Origin of the sequence: Aggregatibacter sp. oral taxon 458 str. W10330, from assembly GCF_000466335.1 — a bacterium.
Taxonomy (GTDB): Bacteria; Pseudomonadota; Gammaproteobacteria; order Enterobacterales; family Pasteurellaceae; genus Aggregatibacter.
In genome coordinates this window covers 169,951-187,105 of record NZ_KE952603.1, presented here as the reverse complement: position 1 = coordinate 187,105, position 17,155 = coordinate 169,951, and the positions used below count along the sequence as shown (strand labels likewise).

Genomic DNA, 17,155 nt, shown 5'->3' with positions numbered 1-17,155 from the left:
CCACCGCTTTGGTGTTGCCATAATTTGGCGTAGAGACCGTTTTGAGCGAGTAATTCAGCGTGAGTGCCTTGCTCCACGATTTGTCCGTGATCCAACACAATCAGACGATCCATCGCGGCAATGGTAGATAAACGGTGCGCGATGGCGATAACGGTTTTGTTTTCCATCATTTTATCTAGGCTTTCTTGGATCGCTGCTTCCACTTCGGAATCTAACGCGCTGGTGGCTTCGTCCAATAACAAAATCGGCGCATCTTTTAACATCACGCGGGCGATGGCAATACGCTGACGTTGCCCACCGGAGAGTTTCACGCCACGTTCACCAACGTGCGCATCATATCCCTTGCGTCCCTGTGCATCGCTTAAAAACGGAATAAAATCCGCCGCTTCGGCACGTGTGGCGGCATCCAACATTTCCTGCTCAGTCGCACTCGGTCTGCCGTACACGATGTTATCACGTACGGAACGATGCAATAACGACGTATCTTGCGTTACCAAGCCAATTTGACTACGCAGGCTTTCTTGGCTGACATCTAACACGTTTTGTCCATCAATGGTAATGGAGCCATGCTGGGCTTCATAGAAACGCAATAATAAATTCACAATGGTGGATTTACCCGCGCCGGAACGTCCGATTAAGCCCACTTTTTCACCCGGTTTAATGGTTAAATTAAAATGACTCAACAAAGGTTTTGCCGGATCGTAGGCAAAGCTCAGGTCATTGAATTTAATCTCACCCTGCGTCACTTTTAATGGCAGGCAATTCGGCTTATCCAAAATAGTCTGCGGTTTAGTTAGCGTATTCATACCATCATTGACCGTACCGATATTTTCAAACAAGCGTGCTGATTCCCACATAATCCAACGGGACAAGCCATGAACGCGCAATGCCATGGCGGTAGAAGTGGCAATAGCACCCACGCCAACGAGGTTTTGTTGCCATAGCAGAACGCCAATGATTGCCGTACTTAAAATCAGCACGACATTATTGATGTAGGTTAAGCTGTCTAACGACGTCGCCAAACGCATTTGGGCGTGCACCGTGACCATAAATTCTTCCATGGAACGTTTGGCATAACTTGCTTCTCTATCACCATGGGAAAAGAGTTTCACCGTAGCAATATTGGAATAGGCATCGGTGATTCGCCCCGTCATCAACGAACGGGCATCTGCCTGACGTTGAGCCGTTTTGGAAAGACGGGGAATTAACAAACGCAAAATGGTGATAAACAGCACAATCCAAATGAAGAAAGGCACAAGGAACCAACTATCTAATGAGGCTAACACCAAGCCAGAGGTGACAAAATACACCACCACATAAACTAACATATCGGCGATGGTCAGCACTGTATCACGCACTGCTAAAGCTGTCTGCATGACTTTGGCGGACACCCTGCCGGCAAATTCGTCTTGGTAGAAGCTCAAGCTTTGCCCCAACATCAGACGATGGAAATTCCAACGCAGGCGCATCGGAAACACGCCTTGTAAGGTTTGTAAACGCACTGCAGAGGCTAAAAACAGCCACATAATGCTAAAGACCAACAAGCCGCCCATCCCCATGAGCCAATGGCCTTTTTCCTGCCATAAGGTTGCTGGGGTATAAGTCCCTAACCAATCCACCAACAAGCCCATAAATTGGAACAACATGGCTTCCATCACACCGTTGCCGATCGTCAGTACGGCTAACAGCAAAATCCAACCTTTCATGCCTTCGATGCTCGACCAAATAAAGCGGAACAACCCTTTATCCGGTGTTTTCGGCGCTTGATCGGGATAGGGATTCAAGCGATGCTCAAACCAACTAAAAATTTTATTTAACATGTCCTCTTTCCTTAAAAATAAAAGGCAACCACGCTGTTGCCTCAATGGAATACATTATAGCGTAAAACGCCAATATCGCCTAAACCTGTTCGGCCTTTCGATATTGACTTGGGGTCATGCCATACAGTGCTTTAAAGGCTTTACTAAAGTGTGCTTCCGATTGATAGCCTACCTCCAATGCCACCGATAAAATATTTTTTTGTGTTTTATTTAACAATAACGCCGCTTCTTGCAAACGCAGTTGCGTTAAGAATTTGCCCGGCGCTATACCGATTTTTTGCTGAAATACCCGCATGAAATTCGCCCGTGACATCGCAGCTAACGCTGCCAAGGCATCCATATTCCACGCCTGTTGCGGCGCATTAAATAACTGCTCTAATACCTTGCCTAAGCGCTTGTCTTGTAACCCGGCAAATAATCCGCAATGAAGCAGATTGGCTTGTAGTCCGTGGCGCAAAATATAAATAAACAACACAGTAACTAAGGCATCCATCAGCGATTTTGCACCGCTTTGATGATTATCCGCCTCCTGTTGCATTAAGCGAATCAGCGGTTGCACCGGGGTGTCATTAAGCGATAAATGCAAATATTCCGGTAACGAATCAATAAGCAGGGAGGGTTTGCTGTAATAAAACAAACCGCAGAACATTTTCAAATCTGCCGAATTCTGCCCAATGCTATACACTTTAAACAACGTAGAGCGGTTATCTTGGGCATGGGGCACATTATTTTCCGACAAATTCTGTGCCTGTCCGGCAATTAAGTGCGGTCGATTTTGCGGTAGAAAAAAGATATCGCCCGCTTGCAAATGAATTTGTTTTTTATCTAGCGTGAGCCAGCATTCGCCCTGCTCAATCAAGTGAAATGCGCCCACATATTGATTTTCGGTGATATTCGGTTGAATTTGCCACTGTCCTTGAAACAGGCAGCGAATATTCACTTCACCGCTCACCTGTGCTAGCTGAATGAGTTTATCTAAACAGTCCATAATGAGATTTTACGCATAAAAGTTAAGACGAATGAGCAAGTATGATAGACGAATTTGCCTATAATTTGTTGCGAAATTTAAATGGATTCCAACCTAAATTAAGGAGAAAAATTATGTTTGCAGATTGGAAAAATGATGTTGCCCACGTAAAAAAATCATTCGGTGAATTAGGTAAAAAACATCCGAAAATGTTACAAGCCTACGGTGCACTAGGCGCAGCCGCAGCAGAAGGCAATGTTTTAGATGTGAAAACCCGTGAATTAATCGCCCTTGCCGTGGCTGTTACCACCCGTTGCGAAAGCTGCATCGGCGTACACGCTGCCGAAGCGGTAAAAGCCGGTGCAACTGAAGAAGAAGTGGCTGCCGCATTAGCGATGTCTATCGCATTAAATGCAGGTGCAGCTTACACCTATTCTTTACGCGCATTAGAAGCTTATAATACGCAAAAAGACTAAGCATTTATTAGGAACTTTATATGATTGGCACCCTTCGTTAAGGGTGCCGTTTTTTTTAGAGAGACAGACGTTGATCGTCTGATAAATTGTGTTGCAACATCAATTTAAACACGTTCGTTAATTTAAACACATTCGTTGTTTAATATGATTTTGCACTATTTCACTTTCGCCTTAATGGCTTCTGCAACCAATTCCGCTTCTGTTCCCAGAATGACTTGTAAACCATCATTACCCAGTTTTACGTTGCCTTTAGAGCCGAGCGATTTTAATTGTTCTTCGTTGATCTTATCGCGATCCACTAAAGTTAAACGTAAACGAGTAATACAAGCGTCAATCGTTTTAAAGTTATCCGCACCGCCTAAAGCGTCGATAAATTTAACCGCTCTTTCTTCACGAGAGTGATTGTGTTCGCTTTGTTCTTCTTTTGGCTCTTCAGCTTCTTCGGTGCGACCGATAGTTTTTAAGTTGAAGGCTTGGATAGCAAAGCGGAAAACGACGTAGTAAATGGTGAAGAAGACTAAGCCTTGTACCAATAACATATACCAGTCAACGGCTAATGGGTTGCGTGAAGATAACACCATATCCACTAAACCTGCGCTGAAGCCGAAGCCTGCAATCCAGTGCATACTTGCTGCGATAAACACGGAAATACCGGTTAATAACGCGTGTAATACATAAAGAATCGGTGCCACGAACATGAAAGAGAATTCAAGTGGTTCGGTGATACCGGTGAAGAAGGAAGCAAATGCACCCGCTAACATAATGGAAGCCACTTTCACTTTTTGGCTTGGTTTTGCACATTGGTAAATCGCCAATGCCGCACCCGGTAAACCGAACATCATGACCGGGAAGAAACCGGCTTGATACATACCGGTGACACCTACCGTAGCAGTGCCTTCAGCGATAGATTTTGCACCACCTAAGAAGTTAGGAATGTCGTTAATACCGGCAACGTCAAACCAGAATACTGAGTTTAACGCGTGGTGTAAGCCAACCGGAATTAATAGACGGTTGAAGAAACCGTAAATACCCGCACCCACAGCGCCTAAATCTTTGATGGATTCACCGAAAGACACTAAGGCATTGAAGATGTAAGGCCATACATAAAGCAGAATGAAAGAAAGGGCAATCATGGCGAAAGAGACCACGATTGGGACTAAACGTTTTCCGCTGAAGAAGGACAGCGCTTTTGGCAACTCTACTTGATAGAAACGGTTGTAAAGTTCGGCAGAAAGTACACCGATTAAGATCCCGATAAATTGGTTATTGATTTTACCGAAAGCGGCAGGCACTTGGCTTGGATCGATATGTTGTAATTGGGCTACACCACCCGGTGCAAGTAGGGTGGTTACAACATAGTAACCCACCAAACCGGAAAGGGCGGCTGAACCGTGTTTGTCTTTAGATAACCCGAAAGCCACGCCCACAGCAAATAATAAGCCCATGTTGTCGATGATGGCAGCACCGGATTTGATGAGCAAGGCGGCAAGTTGGCTATTCGACCCCCAACCGTCCGGGTCTAGCCAATAGCCGATCCCCATTAGTACGGCGGCTGCCGGTAATACCGCCACCGGCACCATTAAGGCTTGCCCGATTTTTTGGGCATAACTGAGAATACTCATAAGAACTCCTTTAATTTTTTGATTCATAAAATAATTTTTGAGGTCTGCGTAGCATAGCGCGAGAGGATTTCGCTTTTCAAATGAAAACTTTCGTATTTGTGAGAGCTATCACGAATCTGTTGGCAAGATGCTTAACTTAAAAACAAATTAACGGATCAAGCACGCTTAATCCGTTAATTTGAAACCAAAAGAAGATTATTCTACTTTTAATTGTTTGCCGTCATAGCTCATGCTTTGAACAGAGGTTAAGGCTTTGCCACCATCGGTTTCCCCACCAATGAGCAATACTTTGTTGTCATAAGACACGGCAACACCGTAACCAATGCCTGCCGGCAATTCGCCAATGATGTTCCATTTGCCGTTGTTTAACGTATAAATATCTTTATGCCATGCTTTGCTTAAGCCTTGATGAGCGTGAAGTTTTCCTTCTTTAAATTGTTTGACGGAACCCGGGAAGTTTGCACCACCGGTGACTAAGTAATGACCGTGGCTATAACCTGCCATTGCTCCCGCCAAACCATCTTGGCTTTGACCTTTTGGTGCCGGTAAATCAGGCAGATTTTTCCATTGCACGCCTTTGTTGGTGAATGTACCGGCATGCGTTTCTGCCGTACGCAAGCCCGGTTTGATTTCACCGTTCACGACAACTAAATCATCACCTTGAATGGTAAATGCCGCACCGGCACGTCCAGAGAAGGGTACGCGACCTTCGTTGCGCCATTTATTCGTAGATGGCTCATAGCTTAACAATTCGGTGGTGAAGAAATAGTCTTCAGGACGTTGTTCAAAATACGCTTTGGCAATTTCGTCTTTTTTTGCTTTGTCTTCCCCAGCCGCAACAGTGTCTTGGAAGAAACCGTTGAAAATAGACAAGTTAGAACCGCCCACGATATACACTTTATCACCGTGTGATGCGCCGGTCGAGCCGACTAAACCACGTGGTGAGCGGGTGGGCAATTTGCTCCAAGTGTTATCAGCTGGGTTATAGCTGTAGGCATCGTTGACGAATTGCAATTCGCCTTTTTCATTCTTTTGTAATCCGCCGAAGACATACAATTTACCGTCAACAGCCGCTGCCACCGGTTGGTTACGGTCACCGCCCGGGAATGTGGCGATTTCTTTCCATTGGGCGTTCGGGGTTTTTAAATCTAACGCATAGAATTTGTCACCGCCTGTACCTAAGCCTACATAAACGGTATCGCCAATTAACGCACCGGCACCGCTTTTAATGCCCACCGGTAAATCAGGGTAAGCGGCAGCGTGCGCGGTTACCGCAAAAGTGGTTGCCGCTAAGAAGAGGGTGGCGAATGTTGTTTTTTGAAATTTCATAATAAACCTCGTTTGGAGTGATTTGGGCTATTCGTCAACGGCAGAATAGGTCTTTTATGTGTAGGGTAAGAAAGTGCGGTTCAAATTTACTACGTTTTGCAACCGCACTTTTAGTGTCCTAAGGTATTAACAAATTCGGAATGAATGTGATGATACTTGGGAAGATGGTGATTAACACCAAGGTCACGAAAATCGGGATTAAGAACGGCAACACACCTTTCGTTACGGTGGACACGGACATGTTACCCACGCGTGCGACCACGAATAACGCCATCCCCATTGGTGGGGTTAAGATGCCGATCATCATGTTCAAGGTTGTCATAACGCCGAAGAACACAAGGTCGATCCCAAATTGCATGGCGATTGGAATCAGCATTGGTAATACCAAGAACTGTAATGCCAAGGCATCAATAAACATACCGAGGAACAATAACAAGGCATTGATCATGACTAACACCATTAACGGCGAATCTGCTACCGCAACGAACACATCGGCAATACGCATTGCCACTTGTTCGCGGGCGATCATGTCGCCGAAGAAGGTGACGGTCATAATCATCAATGCAACAACACCGGTAATGGACATGGCTTCTACGCAGCTGTTGAAGAGCATTTTCAAGGTTAATTCTTTATACACGAATTTACCGATAATGACGGAGTAGGCAGCTGCAACCACCGCAGATTCAGTTGGGCTGAATAAGCCGGAGAAGATCCCGCCGATAATCAATAATGGGGTTAAAATTGCCCAGAATGCTCTTTTGAATGACGTGCAAAGTTCTTCACGGGTCGCTTTTGGTGTTCTTGGATAGCCACGTTTTTTGGAGACGTAGTAGTTCATTGCCATGAGAGCGATGGTGACTAATATCCCCGGTACGAAGCCGGCAATAAAGAGTTTTGCAATGGATTCGTTCGCGATAACACCGTAAATGATCATGGCAATACTTGGTGGAACTAATGGACCGATGATACAAGAGGCTGCAGTGATACCGCCGCAGATGTCATCATCATAACCTGCATCACGCATGGCTTTGATTTCTAATTGACCTAAACCACCTGCATCGGCAAGTGCAGAACCTGACATCCCGGAGAATAACAAGCTTGCACCGATGTTAACGTGTCCCATACCGCCGGTGTAGTGGCCAAGTAAGGCTTTGGCGAAGTTAAAGATACGTTCGGTGATACCGCCGGTGTTCATTAGAATGCCGGTGAGAATATAGAACGGCACGGCAAGGAGCGGGAAGCTATTTAAACTCATGGTGAGTTTGTCAGAAGCTGCATTGACCACATTCCAACGAGTCATGGAGAAGTAAAGTAGGGTCGTGATAAATAATGACCAGCCCACCGGTACGCCCAAGAACATGATGACTAACCAGAAGAGCAATGCCACATACACGGCATTAGAACCAAATTTAACATATTCGGTTACGCGTAGGACTTTGTACCAGTCAGGGGCCAGGAATAAAATGCCTAATAAAACGACCGCACTTACGATAAAGAAGGTTGCCGTTAAATAGCTTTTGTTTTGTTTGAAGTTGTCTGCTTGCGCTTGGAAGAAGCGAACGAGCATCAATACGGCAATGATTGGTAAGGAGGCATAGATCCATTTTTCAGAAATACCGCCTAACGCATCAATTGGGAAATTGGCACCTAAATAGGTTTTGATACCAAAGTGGATAAAGAAAATCACACCAAGGAAAATCACGATTTGTACGAATGTATTGGTGATTTTTTTGACTGCCGGTGGCATTAAGTTAGTCAAGAAGTCGATATAAACGTGCTCTTGTTTTCTGACGGCAACGCTAATGCCGAGCATACCGACATAAACGAACAGCAATTTGGCAAGTTCTTCACTCCAAATTAATGGCGAGTGGAAAGCTTGTCTGAATAGAATTTGCAAAACAAGAATGCAGAATATCACGAGGAATAGTGCCCCACCGATCCATTCTTCGAGTTTATTAAAGATTTTCATATTCAACTCCGTTGAATAATAAAGGAGAGAAAAAGCGTGCCTGCCGAAACAGGCACACGATAAGAGAATTATTTGCTTATAGCTTGAATTTGTTTAAGTGCTTCTTCGCCTTTCGCACCGGTTTGTTTTACAAAGTCAGCATAGAAAGGTTTCATGGCTTCTTTGAATGGGGCGAGATCCGGATATGTTACGGTTACACCTTGTTTTTCAAAGAAAGTCACTAATTCTTTTTCACCGTCAACGAATAATTTAGTGTGGTATTCTGCGGCTTTTTGTGCTGCATCTCTCACAACTTTTTGTAAATCAGCCGGTAAGTCAGCAAAGGTTTCGTTACTTACAAGATAAAGTTGGTCGTTCAAAATGTGGTTGGTCATTGCCAAGTATTTTTGCACTTCATAGAATTTTTGTGCTTGAACGGTTGCCAATGGGTTTTCTTGACCGTCAACGGAGTTCGTTTGTAATGCTAAATACACTTCGGAGAAGGCCATTGGTGTTGGGGATGCACCCACATATTTTGCGTACGCCAAGTTAGTTGCCGCGTTTGGTACGCGTAATTTTAAGCCCTTCATGTCGGCAATGCTGTTGATTGCACGGTTAGAGGTGGTTTGGCGTGTACCATTATAGGCTTGGGATAATAAGGTTAAGCCTAAATCTTTGTTCATTTTTTGGATTAAGTCTTTACCGAATGCCGTGTCAAATAACGCTTTTTGTGCCACGCTGTAGTCACTGATGACATAAGGTAACGCAAACACAGCCGCTTCAGGGTAGAACAATTGGAAACGTGCAGATTCAGCAAAAGTGAAGTCTAACGCACCGTCTTTTAATTGTTTTAACATGGCGCGGTCGTCACCTAATTGAGAACTCGGATAAAGAGAGATATCGATTTTGCCGTTGGATTTTTCTTTCACTTCTTTGGCAAACATTTCAGCGGCTTTGTATTCGTTAGAAGACGTACCTGCGTTCATACCGAATTTTAAATCATACTCTGCAGCGTTAGCAGCGGAAGTCACACCTAATGCGATTGCAGTGGCAAGGAAAAGTTTTGCTAGTTTCATAAGCTACTCCTGTAATGATAGTAAGTTAATTGATGTTTTGAAACATAGTTAGATTACAACTCGATATCCATTCTAAAGTAAAAAAATCATTTTCAAATAGATTATGAAGTTTTATTTCAGAAATGAGAGGTAGATCACATCATTGGAAAAACACTTCAAAAATATATTTCAAAATGAAGTATTGTTATCATATAATGCACGATGACAAGAATGACTGCCAAATGCAGCCGCAAATTAAGAGGAGTTTTTATGTCATTCACTCAGCACAAATTATCCCACCAAGAGGTTTTTGCCAAAATTCAAAATGGATTGATTGCGTCCTGCCAACCGGTCGATGATGGCCCGATGGATAAGCCGGAAATTGTTGCCGCGATGGCACAGGCTTCCGTTATCGGTGGTGCGGCTGGACTACGTATTGAAGGCGTGGACAACTTGAAAGCAACGCGTCCAACCGTCAATGTGCCGATTATCGGTATTGTAAAACGCGATTTGCCGGACAGCCCGGTGCGTATCACGCCGTTTTTACAAGACATTGAAGATTTAGCGCATGCCGGTGCGGATATCATTGCAGTGGATGGCACCCATCGTCCGCGTCCTGTTGATATTGAAAGTGCGGTCAAAAAAATTCATGAAATGGGCTGTCTTGCCATGGCGGATTGCTCCAATTTAGAAGAAGGGTTGTACTGCCAAAAATTAGGCTTTGATATTGTGGGTAGCACCATGTCGGGCTACACAGGTGGTGCTGTACCGGATGAACCGGACTATCAATTAGTGAAAGATTTGAAAGCTGCCGGTTGCAAAGTGATGGCAGAAGGACGTTACAACACACCGGAACTTGCCAAAACCGCCATTGAAATCGGTGCGGATTTCGTGACCGTAGGTTCTGCGTTAACCCGTTTAGAACATATCGTCAGCTGGTTCTCAAGTGCGGTTAATTCTGCAAATAAATAATTAAGAGGGGAAACATGATGCGTTGCTTAGCCTTAGATATCGGCGGAACTAAAATCGCCTCAGCTATTGTGTCAGGGAACCAAGTGACACAACGTCAACAAATCCACACACCGCAAGAAAACGTGGTGGAGGCAATGCATCAAACGCTCGCACAATTACTTTCGGATTATGCGGGGCAATTTGATTATGTTGCGGTTGCCTCCACAGGCATCATCAATAAAGGAATATTGACCGCACTTAACCCGAAAAATTTAGGCGGACTGGCTTATTTCCCATTAAAACAAAGCATTTCTCAGCATACGTCAAAGCCCGTGTATTTATTGAATGATGCGCAGGCAGCGACTTATGCGGAATATCAACTGCAAGATAAAAATAATCTTCAAAACTTTGCTTTTATTACCGTCTCTACGGGCGTAGGTGGCGGGTTAATTTTAAACCACCAATTACTCACCGAACCGAACGGCATTGCCGGCCATATTGGACATACCCTTGCGGATCCCAATGGGCCAGTATGCGGTTGTGGTCGAGTCGGTTGTGTGGAAGCCATCGCAGCGGGACGTGCCATTGAAGCGGTTTCTAAACAATGGGACGATCCTTGCGATCCCAAAGAAGTCTTTGCCCGTTTTAGAAAAATGGATGAAAAAGCCACCGCACTTGTGTCTCGTTCAGCAAAAGCGATTGCCAATTTAGTGGCGGATTTAGTGATTGGTATGGACGTGCAACAGGTGGTGATTGGCGGTAGCGTTGGGTTGGCGGAAGGCTATTTGCCTTTGGTGAAACAGCATTTGGCGCAAATGCCGGAAATTTATCGTTGTCCGCTGGATGCGGCTCAATTAGGGCAAGATGCCGGACTTATCGGCGCGGCTGCATGGGCGCTTACTCAATTACATGGCTAAATTACATGATTAGGGTTGTTTATGGTGGGAAACGGAAATGTACTTAACTCCCTCAGTTCGCTTTATCAAAGCCTGACGAAGACGGAGAAAAAAATTGCGGATGTCATTACCCAATCGCCTGATTGTATTATGCAGTATTCCTTGGCACAGCTTGCTGAACGTTTAGATGTCGGAGAGGCGACACTTGTGCGTTTCTGCCGTACACTGGGGTTTAAAGGATTTAGTGATTTTAAGTTGGCGTTTTCGATTGAGCTGGCGAAAACACGGGAAGGTCGGGATGATACGGTGCTAGAAACGGAGATCTTACCTAACGATGATTCACAAACGATTGCACATAAATTGCAGTCTGCCATTAATTCAGTGATGAACGAAACGATTAATTTGTTGGATTTTCATCAGTTAGAAGTGGTTGTAAAAGCCATTCGAGGCGCGAACAGAGTTTTTCTCTTTGGGGTCGGATCCTCCGGCGTAACGGCAGAAGAAGCCAAGAACAAATTCATGCGGATTGGCATTCAAGTGGATGCGAGCGGTAACAACCATTTTATGTATATGCAGGTGGCGTTATTACAACGCAATGATGTGGCGATTGGCATCAGCCACTCCGGCTATTCGCAAGAAACGGCGCATGCATTAAAAATTGCCAAGGAAAACGGCGCAACAACGGTAGCATTGACCCATAGTATGCGTTCCCCGTTAACCGAATATGCGGATTTTGTGTTGGTCAATGGTAATAAACAAGGGAAACTGCAAGGGGATTCCATTGGTACCAAAACGGCACAATTATTCGTTTTAGATTTAATTTATGCTTTGCTGGTTCAAGCGGAGCATGAAAAAGCGATTAAGACAAAAGAGAAAACCCTTAATGTTATTTTAGAACAACGTATTAAATACTAAACAGGAGAAAACAATGCGTGATTTAAAAGGTATTTTCAGTGCGTTATTAGTGTCATTTAATGAAGATGGCTCTATTAATGAAAAAGGCTTACGCCAAATTATTCGCCACAACATCGACAAAATGAAAGTCAATGGTTTGTATGTGGGCGGTTCTACCGGTGAAAACTTCATGCTTTCTACCGAAGAGAAAAAACAAATCTTCCGTATTGCAAAAGATGAAGCAAAAGACCAAGTGGCGTTAATCGCACAAGTGGGTAGCGTGAATTTACACGAAGCGGTGGAATTAGGTAAATATGCCACAGAATTGGGCTATGACTGTCTTTCTGCGGTAACACCGTTCTACTACAAATTCAGCTTCCCTGAAATCAAACACTACTATGACACCATTATTGCGGAAACCGGTAACAACATGATTGTTTACTCCATTCCGTTCTTAACCGGCGTAAACATGGGCGTAGAGCAATTCGGCGAACTTTACAAAAACCCGAAAGTGCTTGGCGTGAAATTCACCGCAGGTGATTTCTATTTATTAGAACGTTTACAAAAAGCGTATCCAAACCACTTAATTTGGGCGGGCTTCGATGAAATGATGTTGCCGGCGGTGGCTTTAGGTGTGGATGGTGCTATCGGTAGTACATTCAACGTGAACGGTGTTCGTGCAAGACAAATCTTTGACTTGACCAAACAAGGCAAACTGGCTGAAGCACGTGAAATTCAACATGTGACTAATGATTTAATCGAAGGTATCTTAGCGAATGGTTTGTATTTAACCATCAAAGAATTGTTGAAATTGGAAGGTGTGGATGCCGGCTATTGTCGTGAACCAATGACGGCAAAAGCGACCGAAGCACAATTAGCCAAAGCAAAAGAATTAAAAGCGAAATATCTCTAATTTAATGGAAAAAGAGACCGCACTTTTCTGGTGTAGGGCAGGGCAGGCTTTGTGCCTGTCCTAAATTCTCTTTATGACATAAATGGGACAGGCATAACGCCTATTCCTACAAAATGATTGTAAAGTGCGGTCACGATAAAGGAAGTTTATTATGCGCCTCATCCCTCTACATAACGAACAACAAGTTAGCCGTTGGGCAGCACGTCATATCGTTGACAGAATCAATCGTTTTAATCCCACCGAAGAACGCCCGTTTGTATTGGGTTTACCTACCGGCGGAACACCGCTTAAAACTTACCAAGAACTGATCCGCTTGAACCAAGCCGGTGAAGTGAGTTTTAAACATGTGGTCACATTCAACATGGATGAATATGTGGGGCTTCCGAAAGAACATCCGGAAAGCTATCACAGCTTCATGCACAACAATTTTTTCAACCACATTGATATTCAGCCGCAAAACATCAATATTTTAGACGGCAATACGGACGATCATGATGAAGAATGTCGCCGTTACGAAGAAAAAATCAAATCTTACGGCAAAATTCATTTATTTATGGGCGGCGTTGGCGTAGATGGTCATATTGCCTTCAATGAACCGGCTTCTTCGTTGAGCTCCCGCACCCGTATTAAAACCCTTACACCGGATACGATCATCGCCAATTCCCGCTTTTTTGATAATGATGTCAATAAAGTGCCGAAATATGCTTTAACCATTGGTGTCGGCACGTTATTAGACGCAGAAGAAGTCATGATTTTAGCCACCGGCCATGGGAAAGCGTTAGCGGTGCAAGCCGCTGTTGAAGGCGCAGTAAATCACATGTGGACAGTGAGTGCGTTGCAATTACATCGCCATTTTGTGTTGGTGTGTGATGAGCCGGCGTTGCAAGAGTTGAAAGTAAAAACCGTGAAATATTTCACCGACTTGGAAAGTCACGCTATTCATAGCGTGTTGTAATGTTTAGCTCAAAAGTGCGGTGAATTTTTAGATTATTTAAAGGTACGATTATGAAATATGCATTAATTAATTCCGTCATTTACACCAAACATGAAATCCTTCGGGATTATGCGGTGGTCGTGAATGGCGAACACATTGAAGCAGTGATTCCACAAAGCGAATTGGAAAGCGGCATTAAGACCCTTGATTTAGAGGGGCATAACCTCACTGCCGGTTTTATTGACTTGCAATTAAACGGTTGTGGTGGTGTGATGTTCAACGACCAAACCAGTGTAGAAACCTTAGAAATCATGCAAGCGACCAACCTGAAATCCGGCTGCACCAGCTTCTTGCCAACCTTTATTACGGCACCGGATGAGGGCATCAAAAGTGCGGTGAAAGTTATGCGTGAATATTTGAATAAACATAAAAACCAAGCACTGGGTTTGCATATTGAAGGGCCGTATTTGAGCGTAGAGAAAAAAGGCGTACACCGTCCGGAATATATCCGTGAAATTTCACCTGAAATGAAAGATTTCTTGTGTGAAAACGCCGATGTGATCACCAAACTCACCATTGCCGCAGAAAACCCAACCATCAATTACACGCCTGATTTTGTGAAAAGTGGCATCGTGGTGTCAGTCGGTCACTCTAACGCCACCTATGACGTGGCAAAAGCGGCTTTCCGTAAAGGCGCAACTTTCGCAACGCACTTACACAATGCCATGTCGCCGATCAGTTCCGGTCGTGCCATGGGCGTGGTGGGTGCAGTATTGGATTCTGACGTTTACACCGGCATTATCGTGGACGGCGTGCACGTGAATTTCGGCAATGTGCGTTTGGATAAAAAAATCAAAGGCGACAAACTTTGTATCGTCACCGACTCCTTAGCGGCTGCCGGCGCAGGCCCAGAATTAGAAACGTTCACCTTCGTGGGTAAAACCATTTATGTGAAAGAAGGACGTTGCTATGACGGTAACGGTACGATCGCAGGTGCTTCCATCACCATGATGGAATCCATTAAAAATGCGGTGGAATATGTCGAAATTCCACTTGCCGAAGCGATTCGCATGAGTAACCTTTATCCGGCACGCGCTATCGGTGTCGATGACCGTTTGGGTTCCGTTGAAGCCGGCAAAGTCGCTAACCTTGCAGTCTTCACGAACGATTACCACGTCGTTGGTACCGTTGTGAACGGCGAGTGGAAAGTAAATTGATAAGGTAGGGGGCGTGTAAACGCACCTTTTAATATTAGAGGGTTATTGTCACACGCTGTGAAGAGTGCGCCATCAAATATCCTGAAAATAAAAGAATCGTAGCGTGCAACTTGTTGCACGAAATCATGAATGCCGAAAAGGGTTGAATAACGTTCCTTACGTGGTTTGGTCGTGCATCAAGATGCACGCTACGCACGAAATCGTGAATGCCTGAAAGGGTTAAATAACGTTCCTTGTGTGGTTTGGTCGTGCAACAAGTTGCACGCTACGCACGAAATCGTGAATGCCGAAAAGGGTTGAATAACGTTCCTTATGTGGTTTGGTCGTGCATCAAGATGCACGCTACGCACGAAATCATGAATGCCCGAAAGGGTTAAATAACGTTCCTTGTGTGGTCTGGTCGTGCAACAAGTTGCACGCTACGCACGAAATCGTGAATGCCGAAAGGGTAAATAACGTTCCTTGCGTGGTTTGGTCGTGCATCAAGATGCACGCTACGCACGAAATATCAACAGGTTATCGGCACACGCTGTGAAGTGTGCGCCATCAAATGCGAGCTATTGGCGAGTTTATTTGTGCCTATAAAACAAAAGTGCGGTGGATTTTCCAAGTGTTTTTAACACCTCAAAAATCCACCGCACTTTTTTATTTTTTTAATGACAACGGCTACTAAGATTGTTTGACGTTGGCACCGTAATGGTTGGAATAATGGCAATGTTTGGTGAAGTGCAGTTGTTGCATTTCATTTTCGCCATTTGATTGATCACTAATCTGCCTAAAGTTTCGATATGTGCAGAGGAGGCGTTCAGTGCCGGAATGTATTGATAACTTTCACCGCCGTTAGAGATGAAATAGTCTTTATTTTCCTCAGCAATTTCTTCCAGGGTTTCTAAACAATCCACGGCAAAGCCGGGGCAAATCACCGCCACTTTCTTAATGCCCTGTGCTGCAGCATTCGACAAAAACTCATCGGTATAAGGCTGTAACCATTCTTCTTTACCAAAACGGGATTGGAAGGTTAAACCCCATTGTTTTTCATTTAAGCCTAACCCTTGTGCCACCGCGGCCGCCGTTTGTTGGCAATGTGTGCGGTAGTAATCGCCGGTGTTTTCATAACGTAACGGAATGCCATGAAAGGAAAACAATAAAAACTCATCCGCCTTTAATCTTGCTTTACAAGAATCAATCAGCGCGGAAATATAGTTTTGGTTGAGCGGATAGGAATGAATAAAATCAAAGGGCACAATGCCACGTTGTTGTTTCAATGCTTCAGCAAAAGAGTCGAACACGGCGCCCGTTGTACTACTGCTGTATTGTGGATAGAGCGGGAGTACGATGATGTGCTCCACTTTTTTATCCATTAATTTTTGCACCGCACTTGGCATGGACGGATTGCCATAAGTCATACCGATTTCGATTTCCACATCCAGTTGCTGTTGTCGGAAAAAGTCGATTAAGCCTTGTTTTTGTTGTTCGGTGAACACCATTAACGGAGAACCTTGTTCGGTCCAAATGGAACGGTAATTTTTGGCGACGCGTTTAGAACGTAACGGCAAAATAATGGCTTTAAGTAACGGATACCATTTACAACGCGGCAAATCGACCACGCGGGGATCCGTTAAAAATTGCCATAAATAACGGGAAATATCCTTAGGACTTGGTGAGTCTGGCGTACCTAAATTGGCAAGAATGACGCCGATTTTTAAATTAGTCATCTGTGATAATAGAAAGAGTTAAACGTGAAACGCAGCACAGTTTATCTTGTGCATCTCGAATGTCAATTTGCCAAACCTGTACATTTTTACCTAAACGAATCGGGCTTGATTTAGCGCAAACATAGCCTTGTTTTACAGGACGTAAATGGCTTGCGTTAATTTCTAAACCAACCACAGATTGATTGGCTTCTACACAGCAAAAACCGGCAGTGGAAGCAACGGTTTCAGCGAGTGCGGCGGAAATGCCTCCGTGTAAAAATCCCATAGGTTGGGTGGTGCGGTGATCTACCGGCATACGGGCTTCCAGCCAATCATCGCCCTGTGCGGTAAATTCAATGCCTAAATGTGCTACGGCACAGTGTTGGCAGAAGTCATTTAGTTGTTGTAGCGTGAGGTGTTTCTTCCAAATGCTCATGGT

General features: G+C 44.4%; 15 protein-coding genes. 7 read left to right on the top strand and 8 right to left on the bottom strand.

What is annotated here, in order from left to right; all coding sequences use genetic code 11:
* Together HMPREF9065_RS06160 and HMPREF9065_RS06165 are read right to left on the bottom strand one after the other, a co-directional pair.
* Nucleotides 1–1,820 (bottom strand): ABC transporter ATP-binding protein (locus HMPREF9065_RS06160; protein ID WP_021615799.1); only part of this gene is annotated, 1,820 nt, incomplete at its 3' end.
* 79 nt (nt 1,821–1,899) lie between these two features.
* Entirely contained in the window at nt 1,900–2,808 is a 909-nt protein-coding gene (locus tag HMPREF9065_RS06165) for an AraC family transcriptional regulator (RefSeq protein ID WP_021615798.1), read from the bottom strand.
* A gap of 113 nt (nt 2,809–2,921) precedes the next feature.
* Here HMPREF9065_RS06165 and HMPREF9065_RS06170 point away from each other — a divergent pair, with 113 nt between their 5' ends.
* Entirely contained in the window at nt 2,922–3,263 is a 342-nt protein-coding gene (locus HMPREF9065_RS06170; protein WP_033002463.1) for a carboxymuconolactone decarboxylase family protein, read from the top strand.
* A 155-nt stretch (nt 3,264–3,418) separates the two neighbouring features.
* Here the strand turns inward: HMPREF9065_RS06170 and nagE are convergent, their stop codons facing one another.
* From nagE to HMPREF9065_RS06190, 4 genes are all read right to left on the bottom strand, one after another.
* On the bottom strand, nt 3,419–4,885 hold the full coding sequence (nagE, locus tag HMPREF9065_RS06175; protein WP_033002462.1) for an N-acetylglucosamine-specific PTS transporter subunit IIBC: 1,467 nt from the start codon (nt 4,883–4,885) through the stop codon (nt 3,419–3,421).
* Nucleotides 4,886–5,080: 195 nt separating this feature from the next.
* Nucleotides 5,081–6,214 (bottom strand): N-acetylneuraminate epimerase, encoded by a 1,134-nt coding sequence (locus HMPREF9065_RS06180; protein ID WP_021615795.1) that lies wholly within the window; start codon nt 6,212–6,214, stop codon nt 5,081–5,083.
* Between the two features lie 118 nt (nt 6,215–6,332).
* Entirely contained in the window at nt 6,333–8,183 is a 1,851-nt protein-coding gene (locus tag HMPREF9065_RS06185) for a TRAP transporter large permease subunit (RefSeq protein WP_021615794.1), read from the bottom strand.
* A 68-nt stretch (nt 8,184–8,251) separates the two neighbouring features.
* Nucleotides 8,252–9,238 (bottom strand): sialic acid TRAP transporter substrate-binding protein SiaP, encoded by a 987-nt coding sequence (locus HMPREF9065_RS06190; RefSeq protein WP_021615793.1) that lies wholly within the window; start codon nt 9,236–9,238, stop codon nt 8,252–8,254.
* Between the two features lie 249 nt (nt 9,239–9,487).
* On the opposite strand from HMPREF9065_RS06190, the gene HMPREF9065_RS06195 reads away from it, so the two are divergent.
* The 6 genes from HMPREF9065_RS06195 to nagA all read left to right on the top strand — a co-directional run bounded on the left by HMPREF9065_RS06195 (nt 9,488) and on the right by nagA (nt 15,022).
* Complete coding sequence (locus HMPREF9065_RS06195; RefSeq protein ID WP_033002461.1) at nt 9,488–10,189, top strand: N-acetylmannosamine-6-phosphate 2-epimerase; 702 nt, start codon at nt 9,488–9,490, stop codon at nt 10,187–10,189.
* Between the two features lie 17 nt (nt 10,190–10,206).
* Nucleotides 10,207–11,085, top strand: coding sequence for an N-acetylmannosamine kinase (locus HMPREF9065_RS06200; protein ID WP_033002460.1), 879 nt, complete (start codon nt 10,207–10,209; stop codon nt 11,083–11,085).
* 21 nt (nt 11,086–11,106) lie between these two features.
* A complete protein-coding gene (locus tag HMPREF9065_RS06205) occupies nt 11,107–11,979 on the top strand; it encodes a MurR/RpiR family transcriptional regulator (protein ID WP_021615790.1) in 873 nt (290 codons plus the stop codon).
* Nucleotides 11,980–11,992: 13 nt separating this feature from the next.
* Complete coding sequence (gene nanA / locus HMPREF9065_RS06210; protein ID WP_021615789.1) at nt 11,993–12,871, top strand: N-acetylneuraminate lyase; 879 nt, start codon at nt 11,993–11,995, stop codon at nt 12,869–12,871.
* Between the two features lie 151 nt (nt 12,872–13,022).
* Complete coding sequence (gene nagB / locus HMPREF9065_RS06215) at nt 13,023–13,826, top strand: glucosamine-6-phosphate deaminase (protein WP_021615788.1); 804 nt, start codon at nt 13,023–13,025, stop codon at nt 13,824–13,826.
* A gap of 50 nt (nt 13,827–13,876) precedes the next feature.
* Nucleotides 13,877–15,022, top strand: coding sequence for an N-acetylglucosamine-6-phosphate deacetylase (gene nagA, locus HMPREF9065_RS06220; RefSeq protein ID WP_021615787.1), 1,146 nt, complete (start codon nt 13,877–13,879; stop codon nt 15,020–15,022).
* Nucleotides 15,023–15,675: 653 nt separating this feature from the next.
* On the opposite strand, the gene hemH is transcribed toward nagA, so the two are convergent.
* Together hemH and HMPREF9065_RS06230 are read right to left on the bottom strand one after the other, a co-directional pair.
* Nucleotides 15,676–16,737 carry a ferrochelatase gene (gene hemH / locus HMPREF9065_RS06225; RefSeq protein WP_021615783.1) on the bottom strand — a complete coding sequence of 354 codons (1,062 nt, stop codon included), beginning with the start codon at nt 16,735–16,737 and terminating at the stop codon, nt 15,676–15,678.
* Nucleotides 16,730–17,152 (bottom strand): hotdog fold thioesterase, encoded by a 423-nt coding sequence (locus tag HMPREF9065_RS06230; protein WP_021615782.1) that lies wholly within the window; start codon nt 17,150–17,152, stop codon nt 16,730–16,732. The genes hemH and HMPREF9065_RS06230 overlap by 8 nt, the downstream gene beginning before the upstream one ends.
* Nucleotides 17,153–17,155: the final 3 nt, after the last annotated feature.